Raw genomic sequence first — 21,774 nt, forward strand, 5'->3', positions numbered from 1 at the left:
AAATAGAAATTGAAGGGAATTTTTTTTAGATGTCAGACATTATTCAGCTTTTACCGGATGCCGTTGCCAACCAGATTGCCGCAGGCGAAGTAGTTCAGCGACCGGCTTCTGCGGTAAAGGAATTGGTTGAAAACGCTATAGATGCAGGCGCGGATAAGATCCAGCTTATTATTAAAGATGCCGGTAAATCATTGATACAGGTTATTGATAATGGCTGCGGCATGAGCCTTACCGATGCCCGCATGTGCTTTGAGCGCCATGCTACCTCCAAAATACGCAAGGCCGAAGATCTGTTTGCCATCCGCACCATGGGTTTCAGAGGCGAAGCAATGGCTTCTATCGCCGCTATTGCCCAGGTGGAGCTTAAAACCCGCCGTCATGAAGATGAACTGGGCAGCTGCATCATAATTGAAGGATCGGAAGTAATAAGCCAAGAACCCTGTGCGGCCAATACCGGTACATCCATCTCCATAAAAAACTTGTTTTATAATACCCCCGCCCGCCGTAACTTTTTAAAAAGCAACCCGGTGGAGATGCGCCATATTATTGACGAATTTCAGCGTGTGGCCCTGGCGCATCCGCAGATCTTTTTTACGTTGCACCATGACAGCCAGGAGGTTTATCACCTGCCGGGTACTACGCTTAAACAACGTATTGTACACCTGTTTGGCAATAATTATAACCAGCGACTTGTTCCGGTTGAAGAAGATACAACAATTATCAAGCTGCGTGGCTTTGTAGGTAAACCTGAGTTTGCGCGTAAAACCCGCGGCGAGCAGTTCTTTTTTGTAAACAACCGCTTCATCCGGGACTCGTATCTTAACCACGCTGTAACAACTGCGTTTGAAGAACTGTTGCCAGATGATTGCTTTCCGTTTTATGTACTGTTTATTGATATCGATCCTTCCAAGATCGACATCAACGTACACCCTACTAAAACAGAGATCAAATACCAGGACGAGAAAGCTATTTATGCTATCATCCGTTCGGCGGTAAAACGGTCGTTAGGGAGATATAACATTACCCCCAGCCTGGATTTTGACCAGGAAAACAGTATTGAGCACCTCATCACTCCTAAGCCATTTGAAGATATCATTGCCCCAACTATTTCCTTTAATCCAAACTTTAACCCTTTTGCCAATAAGGAAGAAAAGCCCAGGCAGGAGCATCCATTTTTAAGGGATAGCGGAGGATATAAAAAAGACGCGATCCCGCAAAATTGGGATACCTTGTATGAGATCTCAAAAAAAGAAACCCTTTTTCAGCACGAGATCCACGAGGAAAAAACCATAGCAGTTGATGAGCAGGATGTAAGCAAACCAAGTGAGCGGCAATTGTTCCAGATCCATAACCGGTTTATCCTGTCGCAAATAAAATCTGGCTTTATGCTCATTAACCAGCAAGCTGCACATGAGCGGATCTTATATGAACGTTTTTTATTGCAGCTGCAAAATCATTCGGGCGTAAGCCAGCAAAGCCTGTTTCCGCAGTCGGTTACACTAAATGGCAGCGATTTTGAGTTATTAAGAGAACTTTTACCTGATATCAAGGCCCTGGGCTTTGACATCCGCGAGTTTGGAAAAAATACGGTGGTAGTAGAGGGAATCCCTGCCGAGCTGAACAATGTTGGTGAGCATGAACTTTTAGAACATTTGCTGGAAGGTTTTAAAAACAATATGGCGATTCTTAAATTAGATAAACGTGATAACCTGGCCCGATCACTGGCCCGTAATGGCGCTATTAAAACAGGCACCAAATTATCACTTGAGGAAATGAACCAGCTTATCGACCAGCTTTTCGCCTGTCAATCACCCAACCAGGCATTGAATGGTAAGCCCGTAATCAGTACCTTTACCATGAACGAATTAATGGAACGATTTGAAAAATAGCCCCAGGCTAAATTATATATGAACGGATACAATCAATCACCTTTTGCTAACCTAACACCTGTTGTTAAAAACCTGCTGATCATAAATATAATATGTTTTTTGCCATTTGTGCTGTTCGGGCAATTTTATGATGCTAAAATAGTGCCACTGTTAGGCGGTTTTTATTTTAATTCACCTTACTTCTATCTATGGCAAATCTTCACTTACATGTTCCTGCATGGCGGTTGGAGCCATATCTTCTTCAATATGTTTGCCCTGTTTTCTTTCGGCCCGATTGTAGAATACGCTATCGGCCCAAAAAGATTTCTTCAACTGTATTTTTTATGCGGGATAGGTGCAATCATTTTTCAAATAATAGTGCAGGCTATAGAAGTACATGGAATAACTGGCAGCTTTACTATAGCTCATCCTGCGCTTCAGTCATCTTATTTAGAGTATGGTGCAAATGCGCAAAAACTTTTTGATATTTATGGGACACCAATAGTTGGTGCATCGGGAGCAATATTTGGTTTGCTGATAGCCTTTGGCATGCTGTTCCCAAATCTCGAATTGATGATATTGTTCATCCCCGTTCCCATAAAGGCAAAATATATTATACCTGTGTATGTGGTTATAGAATTATTTTTAGGTGTTAAACAATTTTCAGGTGATTCGGTGGCGCATTTTGCACACCTTGGCGGGGCGCTTATCGGGTTTTTATTGGTTAAAATTTGGAGATTACAACGACCAAACAATTTTTATTAATAACAGTAGTTATCTTTGTAATACAGCTTTATTATGAGCACCCTTTGGCAAAATATCCACTACAAAATGCTGCGGTCTGGCAATAGGCTAAACCTGCTTATCGGCATTAATGTGATTGCTTTTCTGGTAATCAATATTTCGGCAATAGTTGAACAATTACTAACTCATTTTGGTGGTAGTATCATTTTACTTTATGCCGATAAATATCTGAATATGCCGGCATACCTGCCTGATCTGCTTAAGCATTTCTGGACACCTTTAACGTATATGTTCATGCATGCCGGCGTACTCCACATCCTGTTCAATATGCTTTGGCTTTATTGGATGGGACAGATCTTTGAAGAGTATCTTGGCAATAAGCGTACTATAGGTTTGTATTTAATGGGCGGCCTTGCCGGTGCATTGTTATATCTGCTGGCCCTGAACCTGCTGCCTGCATTCACCAGTGTTAACGCTGCACAAGGCAGTACCATAGTTGGGGCATCGGCCAGCGTAATGGCCATTGTTGTGGCAACCGCCACCTTACTGCCAAATTATACCATATCGCTAATTTTATTTGGGCCAGTAAAATTAAAATGGCTTGTATTAGTGATCCTTGTTATTGATTTTTTGGGCATAGTTGGTGCAAACGCCGGCGGTGAAATTGCCCACCTTGGCGGTGCATTAATGGGATTTGTGTATATTAAGCAGCTACAAAAAGGGCATGACTGGGTAGGCGGTATAGCAAAGCTATTTAAGCCAAGATCCAAACTAAAAGTAGTTTCAAATAATATGGGAAAAAACGCGGCTGATTATCCACGCCAGGAAGAGGTTGACCGTATTTTAGATAAAATATCGCAATCGGGTTACAATAGTTTAAGCAAACAAGAACGGGAAATTTTATCGCGCGCAAGCAAACAGGACTAAATGATAAAAAAGCAAAGTATTTTTAGCAGGGTGTTATTATGGATAAACCTGTTTTTCTGTTTTGCTTTATTGATCGGATATTTAGCCCCCTCCATTGATCCACGCAAGTATTGGATATTTGCTTTCTTCGGGCTTGCCTATCCTCCTATATTACTGCTCAATGTAATTATGATGGTTTATTGGCTGCTACGCAAACGCTGGCAGTTTTTGTTTTCGCTGGTTAGTATTTTAATTGGTTGGGGCGTACTTAATAATAATATCGGGTTCAGGTTTAAATCAAGTTTTTCGTTACCCCCGGGCCTGAATGTAGTGCATGTTATGACCTACAACGTGCATAACTTTAAGCATTTTGGTTTCAGTAATGACATATCTACCAAACATGAGATACTGTCGCTCATTGACAGCGAACAGCCGGATGTAATAGGTTTCCAGGAGTTTTACACACGCAACAAAGGACAGTACGAAACCCGAGATTCCCTCTGTAAGATATTAGGCAGCAATAACTTTTATTTTGAGCCATTTAATTTCAACAGCCTCGAAGCTATTGGTATGGCTATTTTTTCGAAATTTCCTATTGTATCAAGAGGAATGATCCGCCTTGCGGCAGATAGAACATCCGGAAACCAATGCTTATATGCCGATATAAAAAAGGGTGATAAAATTTTCAGGTATTATAATGTGCACCTGCAGTCCATCAATTTTGGCCCGGAGGATTATAAATACATTGATAGTGTATCAAAAAAAGGCAAAACTGATATTCAATCGACGAAGAAACTGGGAAGCAAACTAAAAATAGCCTTTAAGAAAAGGGCCGAACAGGTTTTTAAGATCAAGGCGCACGCTGCCCAATGCCCATATCCTTATATTATAGCCGGCGATTTTAATGATACGCCGTCATCATTCGCAGTTAACCAGATGGCCAAAGGCTTAAACAATTCATTCCGCGAGAAAGGCTCAGGTCTTGGGCGTACGTACAACGGCGATTTTCCTAATTACCAGATAGATTATATCATGAGCAGCCGGCAATTTTCTGTTTTTAATTATAAGGTGATTGAAAAGAAACTTTCTGACCATTATTCTGTGCGCAGCGACCTGGTATTGAACTAAATAAAATCATTGCCCTGCATTTGTAAAAATAAATCCGAAATTCAGCAGGCAGTAGCTTAAAATTGAAAAAATCGTAAGTTTGCGCTCATGCAACAAAATTTGTTTGTTTACAATACTTTAAGCCGTAAAAAAGAATTATTTAAGCCCATCAACGCGCCGCATGTTGGCATGTATGTTTGCGGGCCTACTGTTTATAGCGATGTTCACTTAGGCAACTGCCGCACTTATATATCTTTCGATCTTATGTTCCGGTACCTTACAGCCATTGGCTACAAGGTGCGCTACGTACGTAATGTTACCGATGCGGGTCACCTTGAAGGTGATGCAGGCGACGAGGGCGAAGACAAAATTGCAAAAAAGGCCAAGCTGGCACAGCTTGAGCCCATGGAAATAGTACAAAAATATACCGTTGGTTTCAGGGATGTGATGAAGGTATTGAACAACCTGCCGCCAAGCATCGAGCCAACAGCCACCGGCCATATCATTGAGCAGATAGAAATGGTAAAAGCAATCCTCGAAAAGGGCTATGCCTATGAGGTTGATGGTTCCATTTACTTTGATGTTGAAAAATATAACAAAAGCCAGGATTACGGCATACTAAGCGGTCGCAACCTTGAAGATCTTTTAAACAATACCCGCACACTTGGCGGTCAGCAGGATAAGCACGGCAAACTTGATTTTGCGTTATGGATAAAAGCGAAACCCGAACACCTGATGAAATGGCCTTCGCCATGGGGTGTGGGCTTTCCTGGCTGGCACCTGGAATGCTCGGCCATGAGCCAGAAATATCTTGGCAGCCACTTTGATATCCATGGCGGCGGGTTGGATCTTGTGCCTACGCACCATACCAATGAGATTGCTCAAAATGTAGCTTGCTGCGGCACTAACCCCGCCAATTACTGGGTACATACCAATATGCTTACGGTAAACGGGCAAAAAATGTCGAAATCATTAGGCAACAGCTTTTTGCCGCATGAATTATTTAGCGGCGAAAACTCGATACTGAATAAAGGCTACAGTCCCATGACTGTCAGGTTTTTCATGCTACAGGCACACTACCGCAGCACGCTTGATTTTGGAAACGAAGCTATGGAAGCATCCGAAAAAGGTTTTAAACGCCTCATGAATGCCTTTGCCCTGCTCAACGATGGCTTAAAAGCATCTGCCACAACCGAGGTTGAAATTGCTCCATTGCTGGAACGCTGCTACGCGGCCATGAATGATGATTTTAACAGCCCGGTATTAATCGCCGAACTATTTGAAGCATCGCGCATTATCAACTCGGTATATGATGGTAAGCTGAAAATTGATGCCGCGAACCTTGAGCTGTTAACTAACCTGATAAACACCTTTGTGGTTGATGTACTCGGCTTACAAAACGAGCAGGCCGCTAATGACGACTTGCCCAAAGTGTTAAACTTTATTGTTGATCTGCGCAGCGGCGCAAAAGCCAATAAAGATTACGCCACTTCAGATCAGATCCGGGACGGGTTATCGCAAATAGGTTTCCAGTTAAAAGACAGCAAAGAAGGCACTACCTGGAGCAAAGCCTGATATCAGATCATATTTTAAAGCGAGTTGTAGTAGCTGAATAATTTAGCTAATGCAGCATCGCTTTTAAAATTTACGGAGTTTTTCTTGATATAATCCTGCACCTGGGCAGCTTTATCATTCATTGCAGCAAGTATCGTTTTTTGGTTAGGCTTGATCTTAACCATTTGGTTATTACTGAACAGGTAGTAAACATTAGCCGACAGAAATGACTTTGTGGTAATTTGGGAACTGAAATCTTTTGACTCAACAACCTTTTTTTTGTAGCATCTTAACAGTTTTATTTTCCCCTCGCCTACAACCAGGTAAAATGTTTTTGCTGTTTGATCATCGGCAGCAGGGAAGCCGCTGCTGAAAGTGGGGGCGGTAATATCACTCTCTTCAATTGTATCATCCTTTAGTGAAAAACTTTTAACGGGATCAACAAACGATAAAACTGCCGAGTCCTTAGGGTTCTTAAACAGTAATTCATCGCCATACAAATTATAATTTAAAATAGCAGTAGCCGTTTTCCCGTTGGCAAAGCTAACGGTTCCGGTTACCCAATTATCGCTTAGTAAGGGGCTGCCTTGTATTTCGGCATAAGTTTTTAAATAATATGGCCTGCCCGAGTAGTCAGATAAATATTGGGCTTTAGCTTGTAAGCAGAACAACAAAAGCACAGATATACAGTACAACTTATACTTTTTCATGAAGGCAATTTATATTGGTTTAAACAAAAACGGATAAGATTGGTTATGAAGTTAAGTGTTTTTTTATTGAACTTCATTATTAAGTAAATTTAATTATTTACGCATATTTTATATGATCAAACCCGCTCTTTGCAATTATTCTCCCCTATCTTCGTTTCAGCATAAAGCAAAAATGATGCATCTGTTAAATGATATTAAGCAGTTGCATGCATTTTGACTATTGCATTTCCGACTTAAAATTTATTACTAAATTGCTCCCTAAAACCCGAATATAAATATGAAGAAAATAATATTAGCTGCTACATTTATTGGTTATAGTGCTTTTGCCCTGGCGCAGGACGCTGTTAATGTAAACAAGGTAGTTAGTGTTGAACAAGCTTTTGATAAGTTAGTTGAACGTAAAGGAATAAAAGATGGCTTCCTGGCAGTTGCCGATCCTGAAGGCATCATATTTAAACCTGATGCAGTAAAGATTGTTGATTTTTATAGTAAGATTGATAAGCAAGCCGGCAAACTTAGCTGGGAGCCTAAATTTGCAAGGATCTCGGCCAATGGCGACCTGGCGTTCACCGCTGGTCCTTATGTGTATCAAAACGGTAAAACCGATGACGATAAGGTATATGGCGACTATGTATCTGTTTGGCGTACTAATACCGACGGGAAGCTAAAATTACTTATCGACCTCGGTATCCAGCACCCTGAAGCCGAAGAAGAAGCCGTTACTGATTTTAAAGAACCAGATCCGGCACAACGTTCAGGTCCAAGTAAGGACCCATTTGGCGCCAAAAATGTGATCATTGGTACCGATAAAACTTTTAACCATGGTTTAACCTTATCGGCAATGGCCAGCTACAAGGAATTTTTAAGCCCCGAGGGCCGCTATTATTTCCCGGGATTTCCGCCAATGACCGGAACCGACGTGGTAATGAAATTTATTAATAATGAGGCCATCAGCATCACTGCCGAAACTACCGATGGCGGCCGGTCTGCCAGTAATGACCTGGCTTATACTTATGGCCACGCCCGTATCACCAAAGGTAATGTTGTGGGCAACTACAATTACGTTAGGGTATGGGAAATTGATAAAGCTAAAAGATGGAATATTCTGCTTGAGATCTTTTCACCTATTGAGAATGAATAGTGTCATGTCATGACGCAGCCTGTAATCTAAAGTCATAAGTTCTAAGTATTGAAAAAATCCGACTTGTGACTTTAGACTACATACTGCTGACTTAAAGATAGTTGGCTGGAGATTCGGGATTAATTCGTAAATTGAATTTTCGCAATCCCAATAGCAATGCGTTATTATACCATCCAGCCACCGACCGAGTTGAAACCCTATGTAAGATTTTACTGGGTGCTTGAACATGAACTTGATGCAGATGAATCCTCATACATTTATCGTTCTGTTGCTGATGGTTGTACCGAAATGGTATTTCATTACCGCTCGGCATTTGACGAGTTAACGGACAAAACCGGACAAAATGCCGGGCCATCAGGCATCCAGTTCCAAACCACACAATACCGCAGGTTTATTACAACAGAAAGCTTCGGGATTTTTGGTGCCTATATCTATCCTTTCGCTATACCCTGTTTCTTTAATATCCCAAGCAGCCAAACCAGTAACCTCGCGTTTGATTTCGATACTTTTTTAAACCGCCCCGGCCGCGAATTGGAAGAGCGGATTATCCTGGCATCAGATAACTATAAGCGCGCAGAGATCCTGTCTGCATTTTTAACGGCCCGCCTGCATCAAAATGGCTTAAAAGACGATAGAATGGCGATAGCTATCAGGGATGTGATCCACAATAAACAATACAGAACAGTTAGCCAGCTGGCCGGTGCTTACAACCTATCGGCAAGGCAATTTGACCGCAAGTTTAAGGAGGACGCAGGTTTTAGTCCCAAAACCTACATGAGGCTGGTACGCCTGCAGGATGCGCTGCGGCAATACAGTGCCAATAAAACACTAACGCAAATAGCGATGGAATGCGGGTATTACGATCAGTCGCACTTTATTCATGATGTAAAAGAATTTACAGGCTATCATCCTGGTTATTATTTTTCGGGCAAGGCCGAGGGAACCGAATACCGGGATTCATAATGTCCGGTTTTTACAATTTTGGGGATTGTGAGAGCGCTAATTTTGAATAAAAATAAACAAGCTATGTCAACAATAAACATTCCCGAAAACTACCAGGCTGTAATGCCTTACCTCGTTGTTAAAAACGGCGCTAAATTTATCGACTTTACCCAAAAAGTTTTTAACGCAATCGAACAGTTCAAAGCCATGCGAGATGAAAACACCATTATGCACGCCGAAATTAATATAAATGGAAGTACCATCATGTTTGCCGATTGTACCGACACCTATCAGCAGCAAAATGCGGGGATGTTTGTGTATGTGGATAGCTGTGATGAAACGTATCAAAAAGCCCTTGATAATGGTGCTGAAAATATCATCCCGCCAGCCGATCAATCATATGGGCGCAGCGCAGGCGTAAAAGATCCGTTCGGGAACACCTGGTGGATAACCAATCCGTTATAAAAGAAGATCCATAGATCATTAACTACGCGTTGCGGGTATTTAATTAGCCGTAAATGTAAGGTTCAACGAAATAGCTATCTCATCGGCAACAACCTTGTTTTTTAAGGCCGAAACGAAATCCCATGCCTCCCGTTTCGGCTGCATATCGATATTCCACTTAACGCGGTCAATTGTGGTATTAGCCGTAGCGCTGATGATATCTTTCTTTTTAATAATAGCTGCCGAAAATTCAATAGGGTTTGCTATCCCTTTTATGGTAAGCACACCAGTCACCTTAAAGTTAGTTGATTGGCCGATGCGTGTGATTTCCTTAACAGTCATGGTTGCTTCCGGATACCGTTCTGTTGCAAAAAAGCCTTCTTTTTTTAATTCTTCATCTACCTTTTTATTCCCGGCAGCATCGGCATGATCGGTGCTGTATATGGCATTCATATTCAGGGTAAAGGCACCGGTTTTAGGCTCGCCGGCAGCTGTATAATCCAGGCTGCCCGATTTAAAAAGCAGATAGCCATGATGGCCGCCCATTGTTTTGCGGGTATCCCATAAAACTTTACTTTTTTTGATATCTAAGTGGTAGGTTTGCTGTGCGCCGGCAGAGAAGCAGCTCATAGCCAGCAACAGGATAATCGTGTATATTTTTAACATTGTGTAATTGATTTGTGCGGTAAACCTACTCAGCTACAGTGCGTTTGCTACAATGGTTATTGTAAATAAAATTGTAAACTTTGTAAATTAAATCCTCATGAATATGGCCGGCTTGAAATTATCCATGAATAAGAACACCAAACGCTTGCTGGGGCTTGGTTCCCTGCTGTTCATGACCCTTTTATGTGCGGCTTTTAGCTTTGCCGGGGACGATGGTTTTGATGCGGCCCGGCAAGAGATTTTGCTGAGGAAAATAGGGCATGAGGTATTGTTATATTCAGGGGATAGTACATCGCGGGTGCTCCCGGTAAAAAAGATCGCCGAAAATGAATACCAGTTACGGTTTGAGAATGAATTTTCATTTCAGCCCGATTCGCTTGAAAAAGCAATCAGCAGTTCGCTGGCAAAGGATAACCTCGCTAAAGACTATATTGTGAACGTTTTAAATTGCGGGGGGAAGGATGTTGTATTCGGCTATGCCATGTTCAAAAATAAAAAAGACAACATAATGCCCTGCTCAGGGCGGAAGCAGCCTAAAAGCTGCTACATTATCAACCTTAAATTTAAGAGCCAGGGATGGAATATACCTCAAAAAGGTTATTTAATTGGCGGTATACCCTTATTAGCGTTTATCGGGCTTATAATTTCAAAGTCGGGTAAAGGAAGGAAAAAACCAATTGAAAACGATCCTGCTCCGGATAATAGTCTTAAAATAGGTGAAATTCTGTTTAACCCGGACAAACGACAACTGCAGAGTGCCGGAATGATTGCCGAGCTTACCTTAAAGGAAAATAAACTGCTGCTCATCTTTGCCCTGTCGCCAAATGTGATCATTGAAAGGAGCAGGCTGCAAAAAGAGATATGGGAAGATGAAGGCGTAATTGTTGGCCGGAGCCTTGATGTGTTCATATCAAAATTACGTAAAAAGCTGGAGCATGATCCCGCTATTAAACTGGTAAATATACACGGTAAGGGATATAAGCTGGAAATCAAGGAATAACCACTTTGTGGCTACACAAAGTACCCATCAATCTGTCAAAGAAAATGCGCTATTTATTATATGGAGGTAAATTTTGATTGATTTCCGGGCATCCCATCTTTAATTTGCTACTTTTAAACTGTCGATAGGCCTTGACTGAGCTTAAACATTTGGGTCTGAAAATCATCATTGTGTTCATCGATAATTTGTTCAAAACAGCCCTGCATCTTCAGCATTTTATTAAACACCATAATTGAAAAACAAAATGAGTAAAATTACAGTAAAAGACGGAACCGAGATTTATTACAAAGATTGGGGAACCGGGCAACCATTGGTTTTCCATCACGGCTGGCCTTTATCTGCCGATGACTGGGACGCGCAGATGTTCTTTTTCCTTGAACAAGGCTACAGAGTTATAGCTCACGACCGCCGCGGACATGGCCGTTCAAGCCAAACCGCAACCGGCAACGAGATGGATACTTATGCAGCAGATGTTGCTGAGCTTGTTGAGGCGCTTGATCTGAAAGATGCCATCCATATCGGGCATTCTACCGGCGGTGGCGAAGTTATCCACTACGCTGCTAAATATGGAAAAGGCCGTATAGCTAAAGCTGTGCTGATCAGTGCGGTTCCGCCTGTTATGGTTCAAAGCGAAAGCAACCCGGATGGTGTTCCTATTGCTGTATTTGATGGAATCCGTGAAAGCACTGCTACTCAAAGGAACCAATTTTACCAGGATCTTACCCTGCCATTTTACGGTTATAACCGCGAAGGAGCTAAAATATCACAAGGTATCAGGGACAACTGGTGGCGCCAGGGCATGATGGGCGGAATAAAAGCACATTATGATTGCGTTAAAGCCTTTTCGGAAACAGATTTTACAGAAGACCTTAAAAGTGTGGATATTCCCGTACTTGTTTTGCATGGCGAAGATGACCAGATCGTTCCGTTTGCAAATTCAGCATTAAAATCTATTAAACATTTAAAAAACGGCAAACTGATTTCTTATCCTGGTTTTCCGCATGGTATGCCAACTACCGAGGCTGCAACCATTAATAAAGATCTTTTAGCTTTTATTAAAGAATAATTCTTTATCAATTACTGTATTATACAAACGGCTGTCCCGAAAGAGACAGCCGTTTGCAATTTAATACCAATTAACGATCATAACCCATGGTTGATCGTTGCTTATGCTTTAGTTATCGAGGTTCGCTATCGAAATGTTTATTATTTTTGAATAATGCATCCGGAATTTGAAACATACCTGCGATCGGGAAGTGACATATCAGAAGAGACTATCCGCCGAATCAGTAACCTCGCTGTGTTAAAGAAGCTGCGCCGCAACGAACTCCTTTTTAGTGCAGGCGAAATTTGCAGGCATAAGGTTTTTATCATAAGTGGATTGCTGTATACCTTCAATATCTCTGCCAGCGGGAATCAGCATATCCTGCAATTCTCGCCAGAAAACAGCTGGACATTGGATGTTGAAAGTTACGACCGGGAGATCCCATCGCAAGTGAGCATAGGAGCGGCAGAACCCAGCACGATACTCTGTTGGCAAAAAAAGGACTTTGAAATGTTGCGGGCAGAAATCCCACAGCTGAAGAAATTTGCGGAGGACCTCATTGCCCGCAACACCCATTACAGCCGGAAGCGGATCCTATTATCATTAAGTGCAACACCTGAAGAAAAGTACGAAGACTTTGTGCAAACTTTTCCAGACTACTTGCCCCGTTTACCCCTTCGCATGATTGCCGCGTATCTTGGCATCTCGATAAAAACCCTTACCCGGATCCGTCACGCGCAGCTCCAGCGTTAATTGAAATTATGGTCAGCTGACCATCTTTAGCGGGTTTTTATTGGTGAATTTTGCATTAACAAAATCATTTAATTTATGCGTGTATTTGTAACCGGAGCCTCTGGATTTGTAGGCTCAGCAATAGTAAAAGAACTTTTAGGCGCAGGTCATGAAGTATTGGGCCTTGTCCGTTCAGATAAGGGGGCCGAACAACTGGCATCAACCGGTGCTGAAGTATATCGCGGCGATATTAATGACCTGGAGTTTATTCAGAAAGGTGCCGCTACTTGTGATGCCGTGATCCATACGGCTTTTAATCATGATTTTTCGCAATTCAAAGCTAACTGTGAAGCTGATCGACTGGTAATCACAGCGTTGGGCGATGCATTGGCAGGTTCAGATAAGCCTTTAGTGATTACCTCTGGCGTTGGCCTTTTGAACTATGGCCGTTTGGCTACCGAAGATGATGTACCACCGGCTACATCAGATGTTATTCCGAGGGTAGCTTCGGAAGAGGCAGCTGCGGCTGTAGCTGCAAAAGGCGTAAAAGTTTACACTGTACGTCTGCCGCCAAGTGTACATGGTGAAGGCGATCACGGTTTTGTACCGATGATCATTAACATGGCGCGGGAAAAAGGCCAATCGGCTTATATCGCTGAAGGGAACAATCGCTGGCCAGCCGTTCACCGTTCAGATGCCGCGGCTTTATACCGCCTGATCGTTGAAAAGCAACCAGAACTCCGTGTATTTCATGCCGTAGCTGAAGAAGGCATCGCATTCCGGGAAATTGCCGAAGCCATTGGCGAGGGCCTGCATTTACCTGTGCTTAGTAAAACAAGTGATGAGGCTGCAGCACATTTTGGCTGGTTTCTGCATTTTGCGTCAATGAATTGCCCATCATTAAGCGATAAAACGCGGGCGGCCTTAAATTGGCAGCCTAAAGGGGCAGGGTTAATTGCCGATATTGGCGCTGCAGGGTATTTTTTGAAATAGACATTTGACTAAGCTTTCAGGCTATAAAAAGAGGCAGTAGCAATTTCACACAATGTGAAATTGCTACTGCCTCTTTTTTATACTATTATGAATGCATACCAGTAACATACCAGCTTTTATTTGTCATGGAATTCGCGAACAATTGATTTGTAATCAACGTATTACTGCTTGTTAAAAGTAGTGGTTGTTCCTCCTGAAGTTAACTTTATAACCTTCTTTGACTCATCTATGGTTCCGGTGTAGCTTTTTACGCTATTGTCATCGTTAAACACGAGATCAAAAGAAAACTGATACTTTTCAATTTTACTATTGGTCACATCTCCGCTTCTGCCACCAACGGTACCTGAGCCACTAAGCTTGCCATCCTGATTGCCAAACGTAAACGAATCGCTATCGGTTTGCCAGAAACCTATCAGATCGCCCAGAAGAACAATAACGCCACCGCCACCACCGCCGCCATCACCGCTTTTACCACAGGTGGAGGTACAAAGTGCCATAATAACAATCAAAATAACATACAGGGGGGAATTTAACTTTTTCATGATTAAATGCTTTAGTTATTAATGAATATTAGTTTTTTAACCGGCTCAGAAAATCTTTTACACGTTGTTCCATGGCGATAAGCTGGTCAGAGATAGCCGGAACCTGTGTTTCTATTTGTGATTGAATCTCCTTTTTTAGTTTGTCTTTGTCCTTATCAGCTATCTGATTCTGGAAATATTGGTTGATCTGATTTTTAAGATCATTTAAAGGGACTATTTTATTTTTGCCGATACCATAGATCAGCGTATCAGCAATCCCCTCAAAGGCTTTGGAAAGTGACGGATCATCCCAGTAATCGGTCATTTTTTTTGAATAGGTGGGATAGTTGACATATAATTTTTCAAATGCCTGGTTAAACCCATTTTGGGTTTGTGCATATTGCGTTAGCGCATTAACATTCACAAATGCATATACACCTATAAATTTAAAAGCGATCATCAAAGTTTGAGCTTGCAGAATATAGTTTTGCAGGGCCGCGCTGATCTCGGGGTAAAACAAATCTATTCCGTCCTGTCTTTCCCGGGCAATTCGCAAATCATCATTAGAATACCCTAATTTTTTAAGATTGGCAGCAATAGAATCAATTTTTGTTTGCAAAGCTTTCGTATCAGATTGCCCCTTTTTAGCTGCATCCTTTAATTGCGACAACGATGCCATATAACTCTTGATCTGCCCGCTTGATTGAAAACTCTCCAGTACTATCTGCGTTAATAACGATGGATTTTTGGGTATCAGCACCCTTCCTCCTAAGGGGTATAGGATGATATAACTTTTGTCGGAAGTTTTAATTTGTACCTGGGTGGTGTTGCTGTTAATAGCGGCGGTAAATACACCGGATTCATTTGTCGTCGCCGGGTTTCCGTCGATAGTGATGGTGTAATTTTTTACCAAGGCGTTACTGCTTAAAAGCTCGCCTTTAAAAATGATCGTCTGCCCGTAGCTACTAAGCCAGGCCATGCATAAACTTACTATGCAAATGCCCCTTTTCATAGCTTATTAAGCTGAAGCGTAAGCGGTACTTTTGAAGAAAAGATCTGTGTGCTGTTGAAACGCAGCTTGTTTCCCCGGTAAATCCTCACCGGAAGTTCAGTCCCATCTTTTATCGGCAAAGTTAAGCTGAAGTTACCTAACTGATCGGCATTGGTTTTATAAAGCCCATCAGCCAGTACAATCAATACATCCGGTACGGGTTGCCCCTGCATATCTACAACCAAACCGCTCACGGTTAAGGAATCGGCCTGTTTTTTAAGATGCAGTTCGATAGGCGTACGCCCGTCAATCGGAATGGTTACCTGCTGGCTTTGCCGGTAATAGCCGGTTACCGCGGGAGTAACAGTAATACTTTTTCCCAATAAATTTGCAGGCTGTTCGTTAAAGGTTACTACGCCGTTCTCGATCCTTGCCGAGTCGGGCTTATTGAACAGTACTTTAAGCAACCCGCCATTTACCAGCTCATTTTTACTTTCATCGCCAAACACGATAAATTTAACATCGAATGAATCGGCCACGGGCGAAAGTTTCAGGCCGAAATAAATGATCAGGCAAAAGATCACGGCAGGGCCACCGAGCGCCAAAGTGCCATTATACAATTTACCGCTATATTTTGCATGTGCTTTTAAGGCCCCAAATAAAAAACCAGATGCAATTAGGGCAACAAAAACCAACAGAAAAAAATAAACCTGCGGACTTAAATTCGCAGCCTTATTGCTAAAGATCATGAGTACTACAGCAGCCGCCACAAACAGCACGAAGCCCAATCCGGTTATAATAACCCAACTTAAAGGTGAAACGGTTTTATTGGCTTCTGCAGGCATAACAGTAAAATACTGTGTATTATAAAGTTAGATATAATTTAATTTATAATTTACAAATTTTTAACTCTTAGGAATTATTGTGCAATAGTGTGAAATAACGAAAACCGGAGCGCTTCTGATCATCATGATTTAATACAAAACCGCACCGTTAAAGGTGTACCTTAATTCTTTGTGCAGGATTTAAATTTTTTCACTTGCCACTCAATCAGTAAACATGATAGGTTCTTTATTACTTCCAGCCAACAATCTTCATTTTAGGTATTGCTAATTTTGCGGCCGATGCTTACAACAACCGCTATAACAACACCTCAGCTTAAAAACCGTACTGTTTCTACAGTACTGGCGTTCGCTTTGCTGCCGCTTTCAGGTTTTGCTACCGACATATATATTCCTTCGTTACCCAGCATGGGTGCGGATATGCACATCAGCAGCATACAGGTTCAATTAACCCTGACGCTGTTTTTGATCAGCTACGGTGTATCGCAATTATTTTTGGGTAGCATCCTGGATTCATATGGCCGGTACAAGTTTAGCCTTGGCGCATTGGTGGTATTTATTTTGGCCAGTGTGGTTATAGCCGTTACACATAATATTTATGTTATTTACGCCATGCGGATCATCCACGGTATTGCAGTTGCAATGATAGTAGTGGCTAAACGTGCTTATTTCGTAGATGTATACGAAGGCGGGCAGTTAAAACATTACCTGAGCATGTTCACCATCATTTGGTCGGCCGGGCCTATCATAGCGCCGTTCTTAGGCGGTTATTTTCAAAGCACGCTCGGCTGGCAGTCTAACTTCTATTTTCTGGCAGCTTTGGCTTCGGTTATAGCTGTGCTGGAGATGATATACAGCGGTGAAACCATTCGTCACCGTACAGAATTTCATTTAAAGAAAATAGCCGGGCTGTATACTGAAATGATCAAAACAACTACGTTTAGTCTTGGCATTTTGATGCTGTGTTTTGCTTATTCCATGGTGATCATGTACAATATGACAGGGCCGTTTATTATTGAGCATCACTTTAATTTCACGCCGGTGGTTGCAGGTTATTGCTCGCTTATTTTGGGCCTGGCCTGGATGGTAGGCGGCTTTATTGGCAAGGCGTTGATCAGCCGGCCATTTTTTGGTAAACTGTTCGTTAATATTTTGTTACAGCTGTTAGTTGTAGTTTTAATGATTGTCAGCGTAAACTTTGTGGGCAATGTTTATGTAATGGTTTTGTTTGCCTTTGTGATACACATAGGAGCGGGATTTACATATAATAACTATTTCACCTATTGTTTAGGCCGGTTTCCAAAAAACGCGGCTATGTCTGGCGGGCTTACCGGTGGTATGGTATATGTGATCCTTTCACTGCTTACTTATATCGTTGTTGCTGTCATCCCGGCAAAAGATGAGCGTAATCTGAGTTATAGCTATTTAGTGTTTATTTTGTTGTCTGTTGCAGTAATGCTGATATTATTCAGATTGAATCGAAATCCCAAAACCTCAATTAACGAATAACAACTGGTTAAGCGAACAATCGATAATTGGTGAGCCGGGCTGTTGAAAGTCGCTTTGCTTTTGCACACCGGGTTCTTTTAGATGTAACTGAGCGCTATGCGGCTACAGGCTCGGTAGAGGTTTACTCGGCTGTCCGCGGTTATTTGTGTGATCATTTTAGAAATTGAACCCTTTAAGGTTTCTTTTCCGGGGCGCTTCTTTTTTTAAAGAATGAGGATGCTGGAGTTGACCACATCTTCTATAAATGGACCAAGCTGTCATTATATTTATATAGGAGCTGTACTGGAGCAAATGCTACATCCCATCAAGCATGCTCAGATCAAATTTGGGTTTGATGGCATACCTAAGCTGTACCAAACCGCTCGAAAATTGTTCGCTGCTCAGTAATATAAGTTCTACACGATCTTTTGAACCAGTGAATAACGGTTTTCCTCCGCCTAAAATAATGGGGTGTACCGAAAGCATAAACTCTGTGACCAATCCCTGGTCAATGAAAGAAGAAACCAGACTTGCGCCGCCATACAACCATATGTTATTACCTGCTTCATTCCTGATGGTATCAACTCTCGCTTTAAAAACGGCACTGTTAATAATTTCGGTATTGGGATTTTGAGATGGCTGTAAACTATCTGAAAAAACGTACATTTTGAATGCGCCGAACATCTCAGGATCGGTACTCATGAGCAGCTCATAGCTTTTGCGGCCTATGAAAATGGCATCACTATTGTTTAAAAACTCCGTCATACCATAATCCTGATCAGCAAAGCACCAGTCATATTCGCCGTTAGGGCCTTCAATGAAGCCATCAAGGCTCACAGCAAGGTTTAAGATTATTTTACGCATGAGCCGTTTATTCTTCGGGTGAATTATTCATTTCCTGCCATTGCTTGCTGAATGACTTATCAGCGACGCGTGGTATTTCACGTAAATGCCCCCAGGTACGTTTAAAGAAAGTTTTAAGCAGGAAGTTTTTCATGCCGCCGCCAAAAAAATCGGTAAGCTTCCGTTTAAGCATCCCCTTTTTCCAGATGGCCCAGCCCCAGCGCTCTTTGTTGGTCACCAGGTTTTCGTTCACTGCATCGCGGCGGTTAAGGAGCAGCATTTTATGGATATCTATTTTAACAGGGCAAACCTCGGTGCATTTACCGCAAAGGCTTGAGGCATAGCTCAGGTGCTTGAAGTTTTCCATACCCTGTGTATGCGGGGTAATGATGGAGCCTATAGGGCCGCTGTAAGTGGTAGCATAAGTGTGCCCGCCAATGTTCTTGTAAATAGGGCACCCGTTAAGGCAGGCCCCGCAGCGGATGCAATAAAGTCCCTGCCGCTGGTCTTTTTTTGCCAGCAGATTAGTACGTCCATTATCTAACAGCACTACGTACATTTCTGCGGGGCCGTCGGTTTCATTTTGCCGGCGCGGACCGCTTAATATGGTATTGTAAACCGTAAGATTTTGCCCCGTACCATGGGTAGACAGCATTGGCCAAAACAAATCCAAGTCGGTAATGGATGGGATGATCTTTTCAATACCAACAATAGCGATGTGGATTTTAGGGAACGTAGTACAGAGACGTGCATTGCCCTCATTTTCGCTGATAGCAATACTGCCGGTATCGGCCAGCAGGAAATTGGCACCGGTGATACCTACATCGGCCTGAACATACTTTTCACGAAGCAGCTCACGGGCTTTCAGGGTAATTTGCTCGGGCGTGGCATCAATAGGGGTTCCAAACTTTTCATGGAAAAGTTTAGCAATATCCTCCTTGCTCAGGTGCATAGCCGGGGTAACAATATGGTAAGGCTTTTGCCCTAATAGCTGCACTATGTATTCACCAAGATCCGTTTCAAGCGATTCAATTTGGTTGCCTTCTAAAAACTCATTGAGGTGAATTTCTTCGGTAACCATCGATTTTGATTTTACTACGGTTTTGGCATTGGCCTTTTTGATGATGTTCAGGATCTCCCGCTGGGCTTCTTCTACGTCATTAGCCCAAATCACTTTGCCGCCTCGCTTCTGAAAATTAGCCTCAAATTCCGGAAGGAATTTATCCAGGTTTTCCATCACCTTCCATTTGAGTACATGGCCTTTTTTCTTGGCATTATCTAAATTGATAACGCGCGACAGCCCCCTGGATACCGCTGTATTGTACCGGTCAATATTGAAATTGATAATCCGGCGATGATCGGCATCGAATGCCTTCTCCTCCGATTTTACCAAAAATTCTTCAGCGGTTGCTCCCATATATGCGAAAATAGGTTTTTTGTTTTTAAGTTTTGGGTGAGTGGTTGATTATGTTGAATAGGTGAGTAGTTTTTTATTTCTTGAAAATTTTATTGGGCGTATGGTTTTAGCAAATCAATTCTCCTTTAACAAAAAGAGGCGCATGTGATGCGCCTCTACAAAAATATTTTCAGCAAGCAGAACTACTCACCTATTCAACATAATCAACCACTCACTACTTCCCGGCAGCATCCACTACGGGACGCTTATCGCGGTTAGCCAGTTCCCAGCCTGTGTAAAATACCAGTTGAGCGCGTTTAGCTAACAGCGGGAAATTGATCTTGCTTACTTCATCGCCTGGCTGGTGGTAATCGGCATGTACACCATTAAAGTAGAAGATAATTGGTACGCCATGTTTCGCAAAATTGTAGTGATCACTGCGATAGTAAAACCTGTTAGGATCATTTGGATCATCATATTTATAGTCAAGTTTTAGTTTTGTATAAGTATTGTTGGCATTTTCACCAATTTCATGCAATTCCTTACTCAGCATAGCCGAACCGATTGGGTATACATAGTTTGCAGAGTCAGGCTTGCCGATGTATTCTTCACCAACGCGCCCGATCATATCAATATTTAAATCGGTAATGGTATTAGCTAATGGAAATACAGGATGATCTGAATAATACTCAGACCCCAGCAAACCTTTCTCTTCGCCAACGTTACCTAAAAACAGGATACTGCGACGCGGACCGTGACCGTCTTTTTTTGCTTTAGAAAAAGCACGGGCAATTTCCAAAATACCGGTAGTACCAGAACCGTCATCGTCGGCACCGTTATTTACTTTATCTTTTGCCTTTTCATCAGGGTTTAAACCGATGTGGTCATAGTGTGCAGAAAAGACCAGTACTTCATCTTTCAGATCGGTACCCGGCATGTAGCCTAATACGTCAACTGCTTTTACATCATTTTTTGTAGTAGCGTAGTTTATAACCACGTTATTTTTAATGTCTGCCGCAGGAGTAACCGCTGCTGCCGAAGCAGATTTAAGATCGGCATAAGTTTTACCTGTTGGTTTTACCAGTGCGTCGGCTAAGGTTGCGGTGATGTTAAATACAGGAGCATTGGTATTTGCCGGCTTTGCTGTTTCATCCTTAATAGTTAACCGCGGACTTGTTACACTTTTGCCAAAACGGGCCAGTGCTGCTGCAATACCTGGGTTGGCAGCTAATATGATAGCCGGATTTTTGCTTTGTAAATTCTTAACCACTTTTGTACGCGCGGTACTCATACGATAGCTGGTGTTTGGTGTAGCGCCGGCCTCTGGCTTATCTTCGTTAATCCAAAGTACAATTTTACTTGTCAGATCGGTGTTGCCAATTTCGGCATCGGTACCGTAACCAACAAAAACAATATCGCTTACAGATGTGCTTTTATCGGGGAATGCACCGCCTAAATAAAAATCGGTTCCATACTCAAATGATTTACCGTTAACGGTGAATGCCGTTACTTTTAAAGCATTTTCGGTAAGGGGCACATCAAAAAAGTACGATCCGTTAACAGGAGCTTGTAATCCTAGTTTTTTAAACTCGCCGGCTATATAATTAGCGGCTTTTTCGGCACCGGGTTTACCGGTTTCGCGCCCTTCAAATGCATCCGAAGCGAGGATGCTCAGGTGCTTTTTCGCATCCTCGGCAGTTATCAGCCCGGCGTATTTTACTGCCGTGGCATTCTGCTGGGCACAAGCTGTCGTTGCCGATGCCAGCGCGATAAGCAATAATGGTAATTTATTCATTCTTTTAGTTAATAGTTCTTTTTTAAGGTGAAAGCGGAAAGGTTAA

At 42.3% G+C, this 21,774-nt stretch carries 21 protein-coding genes; 13 read left to right on the forward strand and 8 right to left on the reverse strand.

Going from position 1 to position 21,774, the window contains the following annotated elements; genetic code table 11:
* Positions 1 to 29: 29 nt before the first annotated feature.
* The 5 genes from mutL to cysS all read left to right on the forward strand — a co-directional run bounded on the left by mutL (position 30) and on the right by cysS (position 6,200).
* Positions 30 to 1,889, forward strand: a complete 1,860-nt coding sequence (mutL, locus tag AC1DUD_RS01150) for a DNA mismatch repair endonuclease MutL (RefSeq protein WP_477370413.1) — start codon at positions 30 to 32, stop codon at positions 1,887 to 1,889.
* An 18-nt stretch (positions 1,890 to 1,907) separates the two neighbouring features.
* A complete protein-coding gene (locus tag AC1DUD_RS01155) occupies positions 1,908 to 2,633 on the forward strand; it encodes a rhomboid family intramembrane serine protease (protein ID WP_477370416.1) in 726 nt (241 codons plus the stop codon).
* Between the two features lie 33 nt (positions 2,634 to 2,666).
* Positions 2,667 to 3,539, forward strand: a complete 873-nt coding sequence (locus tag AC1DUD_RS01160) for a rhomboid family intramembrane serine protease (protein ID WP_477370419.1) — start codon at positions 2,667 to 2,669, stop codon at positions 3,537 to 3,539.
* Positions 3,540 to 4,646, forward strand: coding sequence for an endonuclease/exonuclease/phosphatase family protein (locus AC1DUD_RS01165; protein ID WP_477370422.1), 1,107 nt, complete (start codon positions 3,540 to 3,542; stop codon positions 4,644 to 4,646).
* Between the two features lie 87 nt (positions 4,647 to 4,733).
* Complete coding sequence (gene cysS / locus AC1DUD_RS01170; protein ID WP_477370425.1) at positions 4,734 to 6,200, forward strand: cysteine--tRNA ligase; 1,467 nt, start codon at positions 4,734 to 4,736, stop codon at positions 6,198 to 6,200.
* 14 nt (positions 6,201 to 6,214) lie between these two features.
* Here the strand turns inward: cysS and AC1DUD_RS01175 are convergent, their stop codons facing one another.
* Positions 6,215 to 6,889: a hypothetical protein gene (locus AC1DUD_RS01175; protein ID WP_477370428.1), complete on the reverse strand. Its 675-nt coding sequence runs from the start codon at positions 6,887 to 6,889 to the stop codon at positions 6,215 to 6,217.
* A gap of 277 nt (positions 6,890 to 7,166) precedes the next feature.
* Between AC1DUD_RS01175 and AC1DUD_RS01180 the strand changes: the two genes are divergently transcribed.
* The 3 genes from AC1DUD_RS01180 to AC1DUD_RS01190 all read left to right on the forward strand — a co-directional run bounded on the left by AC1DUD_RS01180 (position 7,167) and on the right by AC1DUD_RS01190 (position 9,437).
* Entirely contained in the window at positions 7,167 to 8,030 is an 864-nt protein-coding gene (locus AC1DUD_RS01180; protein ID WP_121232590.1) for a hypothetical protein, read from the forward strand.
* A gap of 156 nt (positions 8,031 to 8,186) precedes the next feature.
* Positions 8,187 to 8,993, forward strand: coding sequence for a helix-turn-helix domain-containing protein (locus tag AC1DUD_RS01185; RefSeq protein ID WP_477370431.1), 807 nt, complete (start codon positions 8,187 to 8,189; stop codon positions 8,991 to 8,993).
* 63 nt (positions 8,994 to 9,056) lie between these two features.
* Positions 9,057 to 9,437: a VOC family protein gene (locus AC1DUD_RS01190; protein ID WP_477370434.1), complete on the forward strand. Its 381-nt coding sequence runs from the start codon at positions 9,057 to 9,059 to the stop codon at positions 9,435 to 9,437.
* 39 nt (positions 9,438 to 9,476) lie between these two features.
* Here AC1DUD_RS01190 and AC1DUD_RS01195 read toward each other — a convergent pair whose 3' ends face one another.
* A complete protein-coding gene (locus tag AC1DUD_RS01195) occupies positions 9,477 to 10,082 on the reverse strand; it encodes a YceI family protein (protein ID WP_477370436.1) in 606 nt (201 codons plus the stop codon).
* Between the two features lie 103 nt (positions 10,083 to 10,185).
* Between AC1DUD_RS01195 and AC1DUD_RS01200 the strand changes: the two genes are divergently transcribed.
* The 4 genes from AC1DUD_RS01200 (at position 10,186) to AC1DUD_RS01215 (ending at position 13,852) form a co-directional block, all read left to right on the forward strand.
* Positions 10,186 to 11,082 carry a winged helix-turn-helix domain-containing protein gene (locus tag AC1DUD_RS01200; protein ID WP_477370439.1) on the forward strand — a complete coding sequence of 299 codons (897 nt, stop codon included), beginning with the start codon at positions 10,186 to 10,188 and terminating at the stop codon, positions 11,080 to 11,082.
* Between the two features lie 244 nt (positions 11,083 to 11,326).
* Positions 11,327 to 12,148 carry an alpha/beta fold hydrolase gene (locus tag AC1DUD_RS01205; RefSeq protein ID WP_477370442.1) on the forward strand — a complete coding sequence of 274 codons (822 nt, stop codon included), beginning with the start codon at positions 11,327 to 11,329 and terminating at the stop codon, positions 12,146 to 12,148.
* Between the two features lie 153 nt (positions 12,149 to 12,301).
* A complete protein-coding gene (locus AC1DUD_RS01210) occupies positions 12,302 to 12,880 on the forward strand; it encodes a Crp/Fnr family transcriptional regulator (protein ID WP_477370446.1) in 579 nt (192 codons plus the stop codon).
* Between the two features lie 75 nt (positions 12,881 to 12,955).
* Positions 12,956 to 13,852, forward strand: coding sequence for an SDR family oxidoreductase (locus AC1DUD_RS01215; protein WP_477370449.1), 897 nt, complete (start codon positions 12,956 to 12,958; stop codon positions 13,850 to 13,852).
* Positions 13,853 to 14,013: 161 nt separating this feature from the next.
* Here AC1DUD_RS01215 and AC1DUD_RS01220 read toward each other — a convergent pair whose 3' ends face one another.
* From AC1DUD_RS01220 to AC1DUD_RS01230, 3 genes are read right to left on the reverse strand one after another with little or no spacing between them, the layout of a single operon-like run.
* Positions 14,014 to 14,394 carry a hypothetical protein gene (locus tag AC1DUD_RS01220; protein WP_477370452.1) on the reverse strand — a complete coding sequence of 127 codons (381 nt, stop codon included), beginning with the start codon at positions 14,392 to 14,394 and terminating at the stop codon, positions 14,014 to 14,016.
* A 28-nt stretch (positions 14,395 to 14,422) separates the two neighbouring features.
* Positions 14,423 to 15,385, reverse strand: a complete 963-nt coding sequence (locus AC1DUD_RS01225) for a hypothetical protein (protein ID WP_477370455.1) — start codon at positions 15,383 to 15,385, stop codon at positions 14,423 to 14,425.
* Entirely contained in the window at positions 15,382 to 16,209 is an 828-nt protein-coding gene (locus tag AC1DUD_RS01230) for a hypothetical protein (protein WP_477370458.1), read from the reverse strand. The genes AC1DUD_RS01225 and AC1DUD_RS01230 overlap by 4 nt, the downstream gene beginning before the upstream one ends.
* A 279-nt stretch (positions 16,210 to 16,488) precedes the next feature.
* On the opposite strand from AC1DUD_RS01230, the gene AC1DUD_RS01235 reads away from it, so the two are divergent.
* The gene (locus tag AC1DUD_RS01235) at positions 16,489 to 17,715 is read left to right on the forward strand and encodes an MFS transporter (RefSeq protein WP_477370461.1); all 1,227 of its coding nucleotides are present in this window, start codon (positions 16,489 to 16,491) and stop codon (positions 17,713 to 17,715) included.
* Between the two features lie 294 nt (positions 17,716 to 18,009).
* Here the strand turns inward: AC1DUD_RS01235 and AC1DUD_RS01240 are convergent, their stop codons facing one another.
* The 3 genes from AC1DUD_RS01240 to AC1DUD_RS01250 form a co-directional block, all read right to left on the reverse strand.
* Complete coding sequence (locus AC1DUD_RS01240) at positions 18,010 to 18,558, reverse strand: dihydrofolate reductase family protein (RefSeq protein WP_477370464.1); 549 nt, start codon at positions 18,556 to 18,558, stop codon at positions 18,010 to 18,012.
* 7 nt (positions 18,559 to 18,565) lie between these two features.
* On the reverse strand, positions 18,566 to 19,954 hold the full coding sequence (locus AC1DUD_RS01245; RefSeq protein WP_477370467.1) for a LutB/LldF family L-lactate oxidation iron-sulfur protein: 1,389 nt from the start codon (positions 19,952 to 19,954) through the stop codon (positions 18,566 to 18,568).
* A gap of 214 nt (positions 19,955 to 20,168) precedes the next feature.
* Positions 20,169 to 21,728: a M28 family peptidase gene (locus tag AC1DUD_RS01250; protein ID WP_477370470.1), complete on the reverse strand. Its 1,560-nt coding sequence runs from the start codon at positions 21,726 to 21,728 to the stop codon at positions 20,169 to 20,171.
* Positions 21,729 to 21,774: the final 46 nt, after the last annotated feature.

The sequence above is a fragment of the Mucilaginibacter sp. P4_A11 genome, from assembly GCF_056402535.1.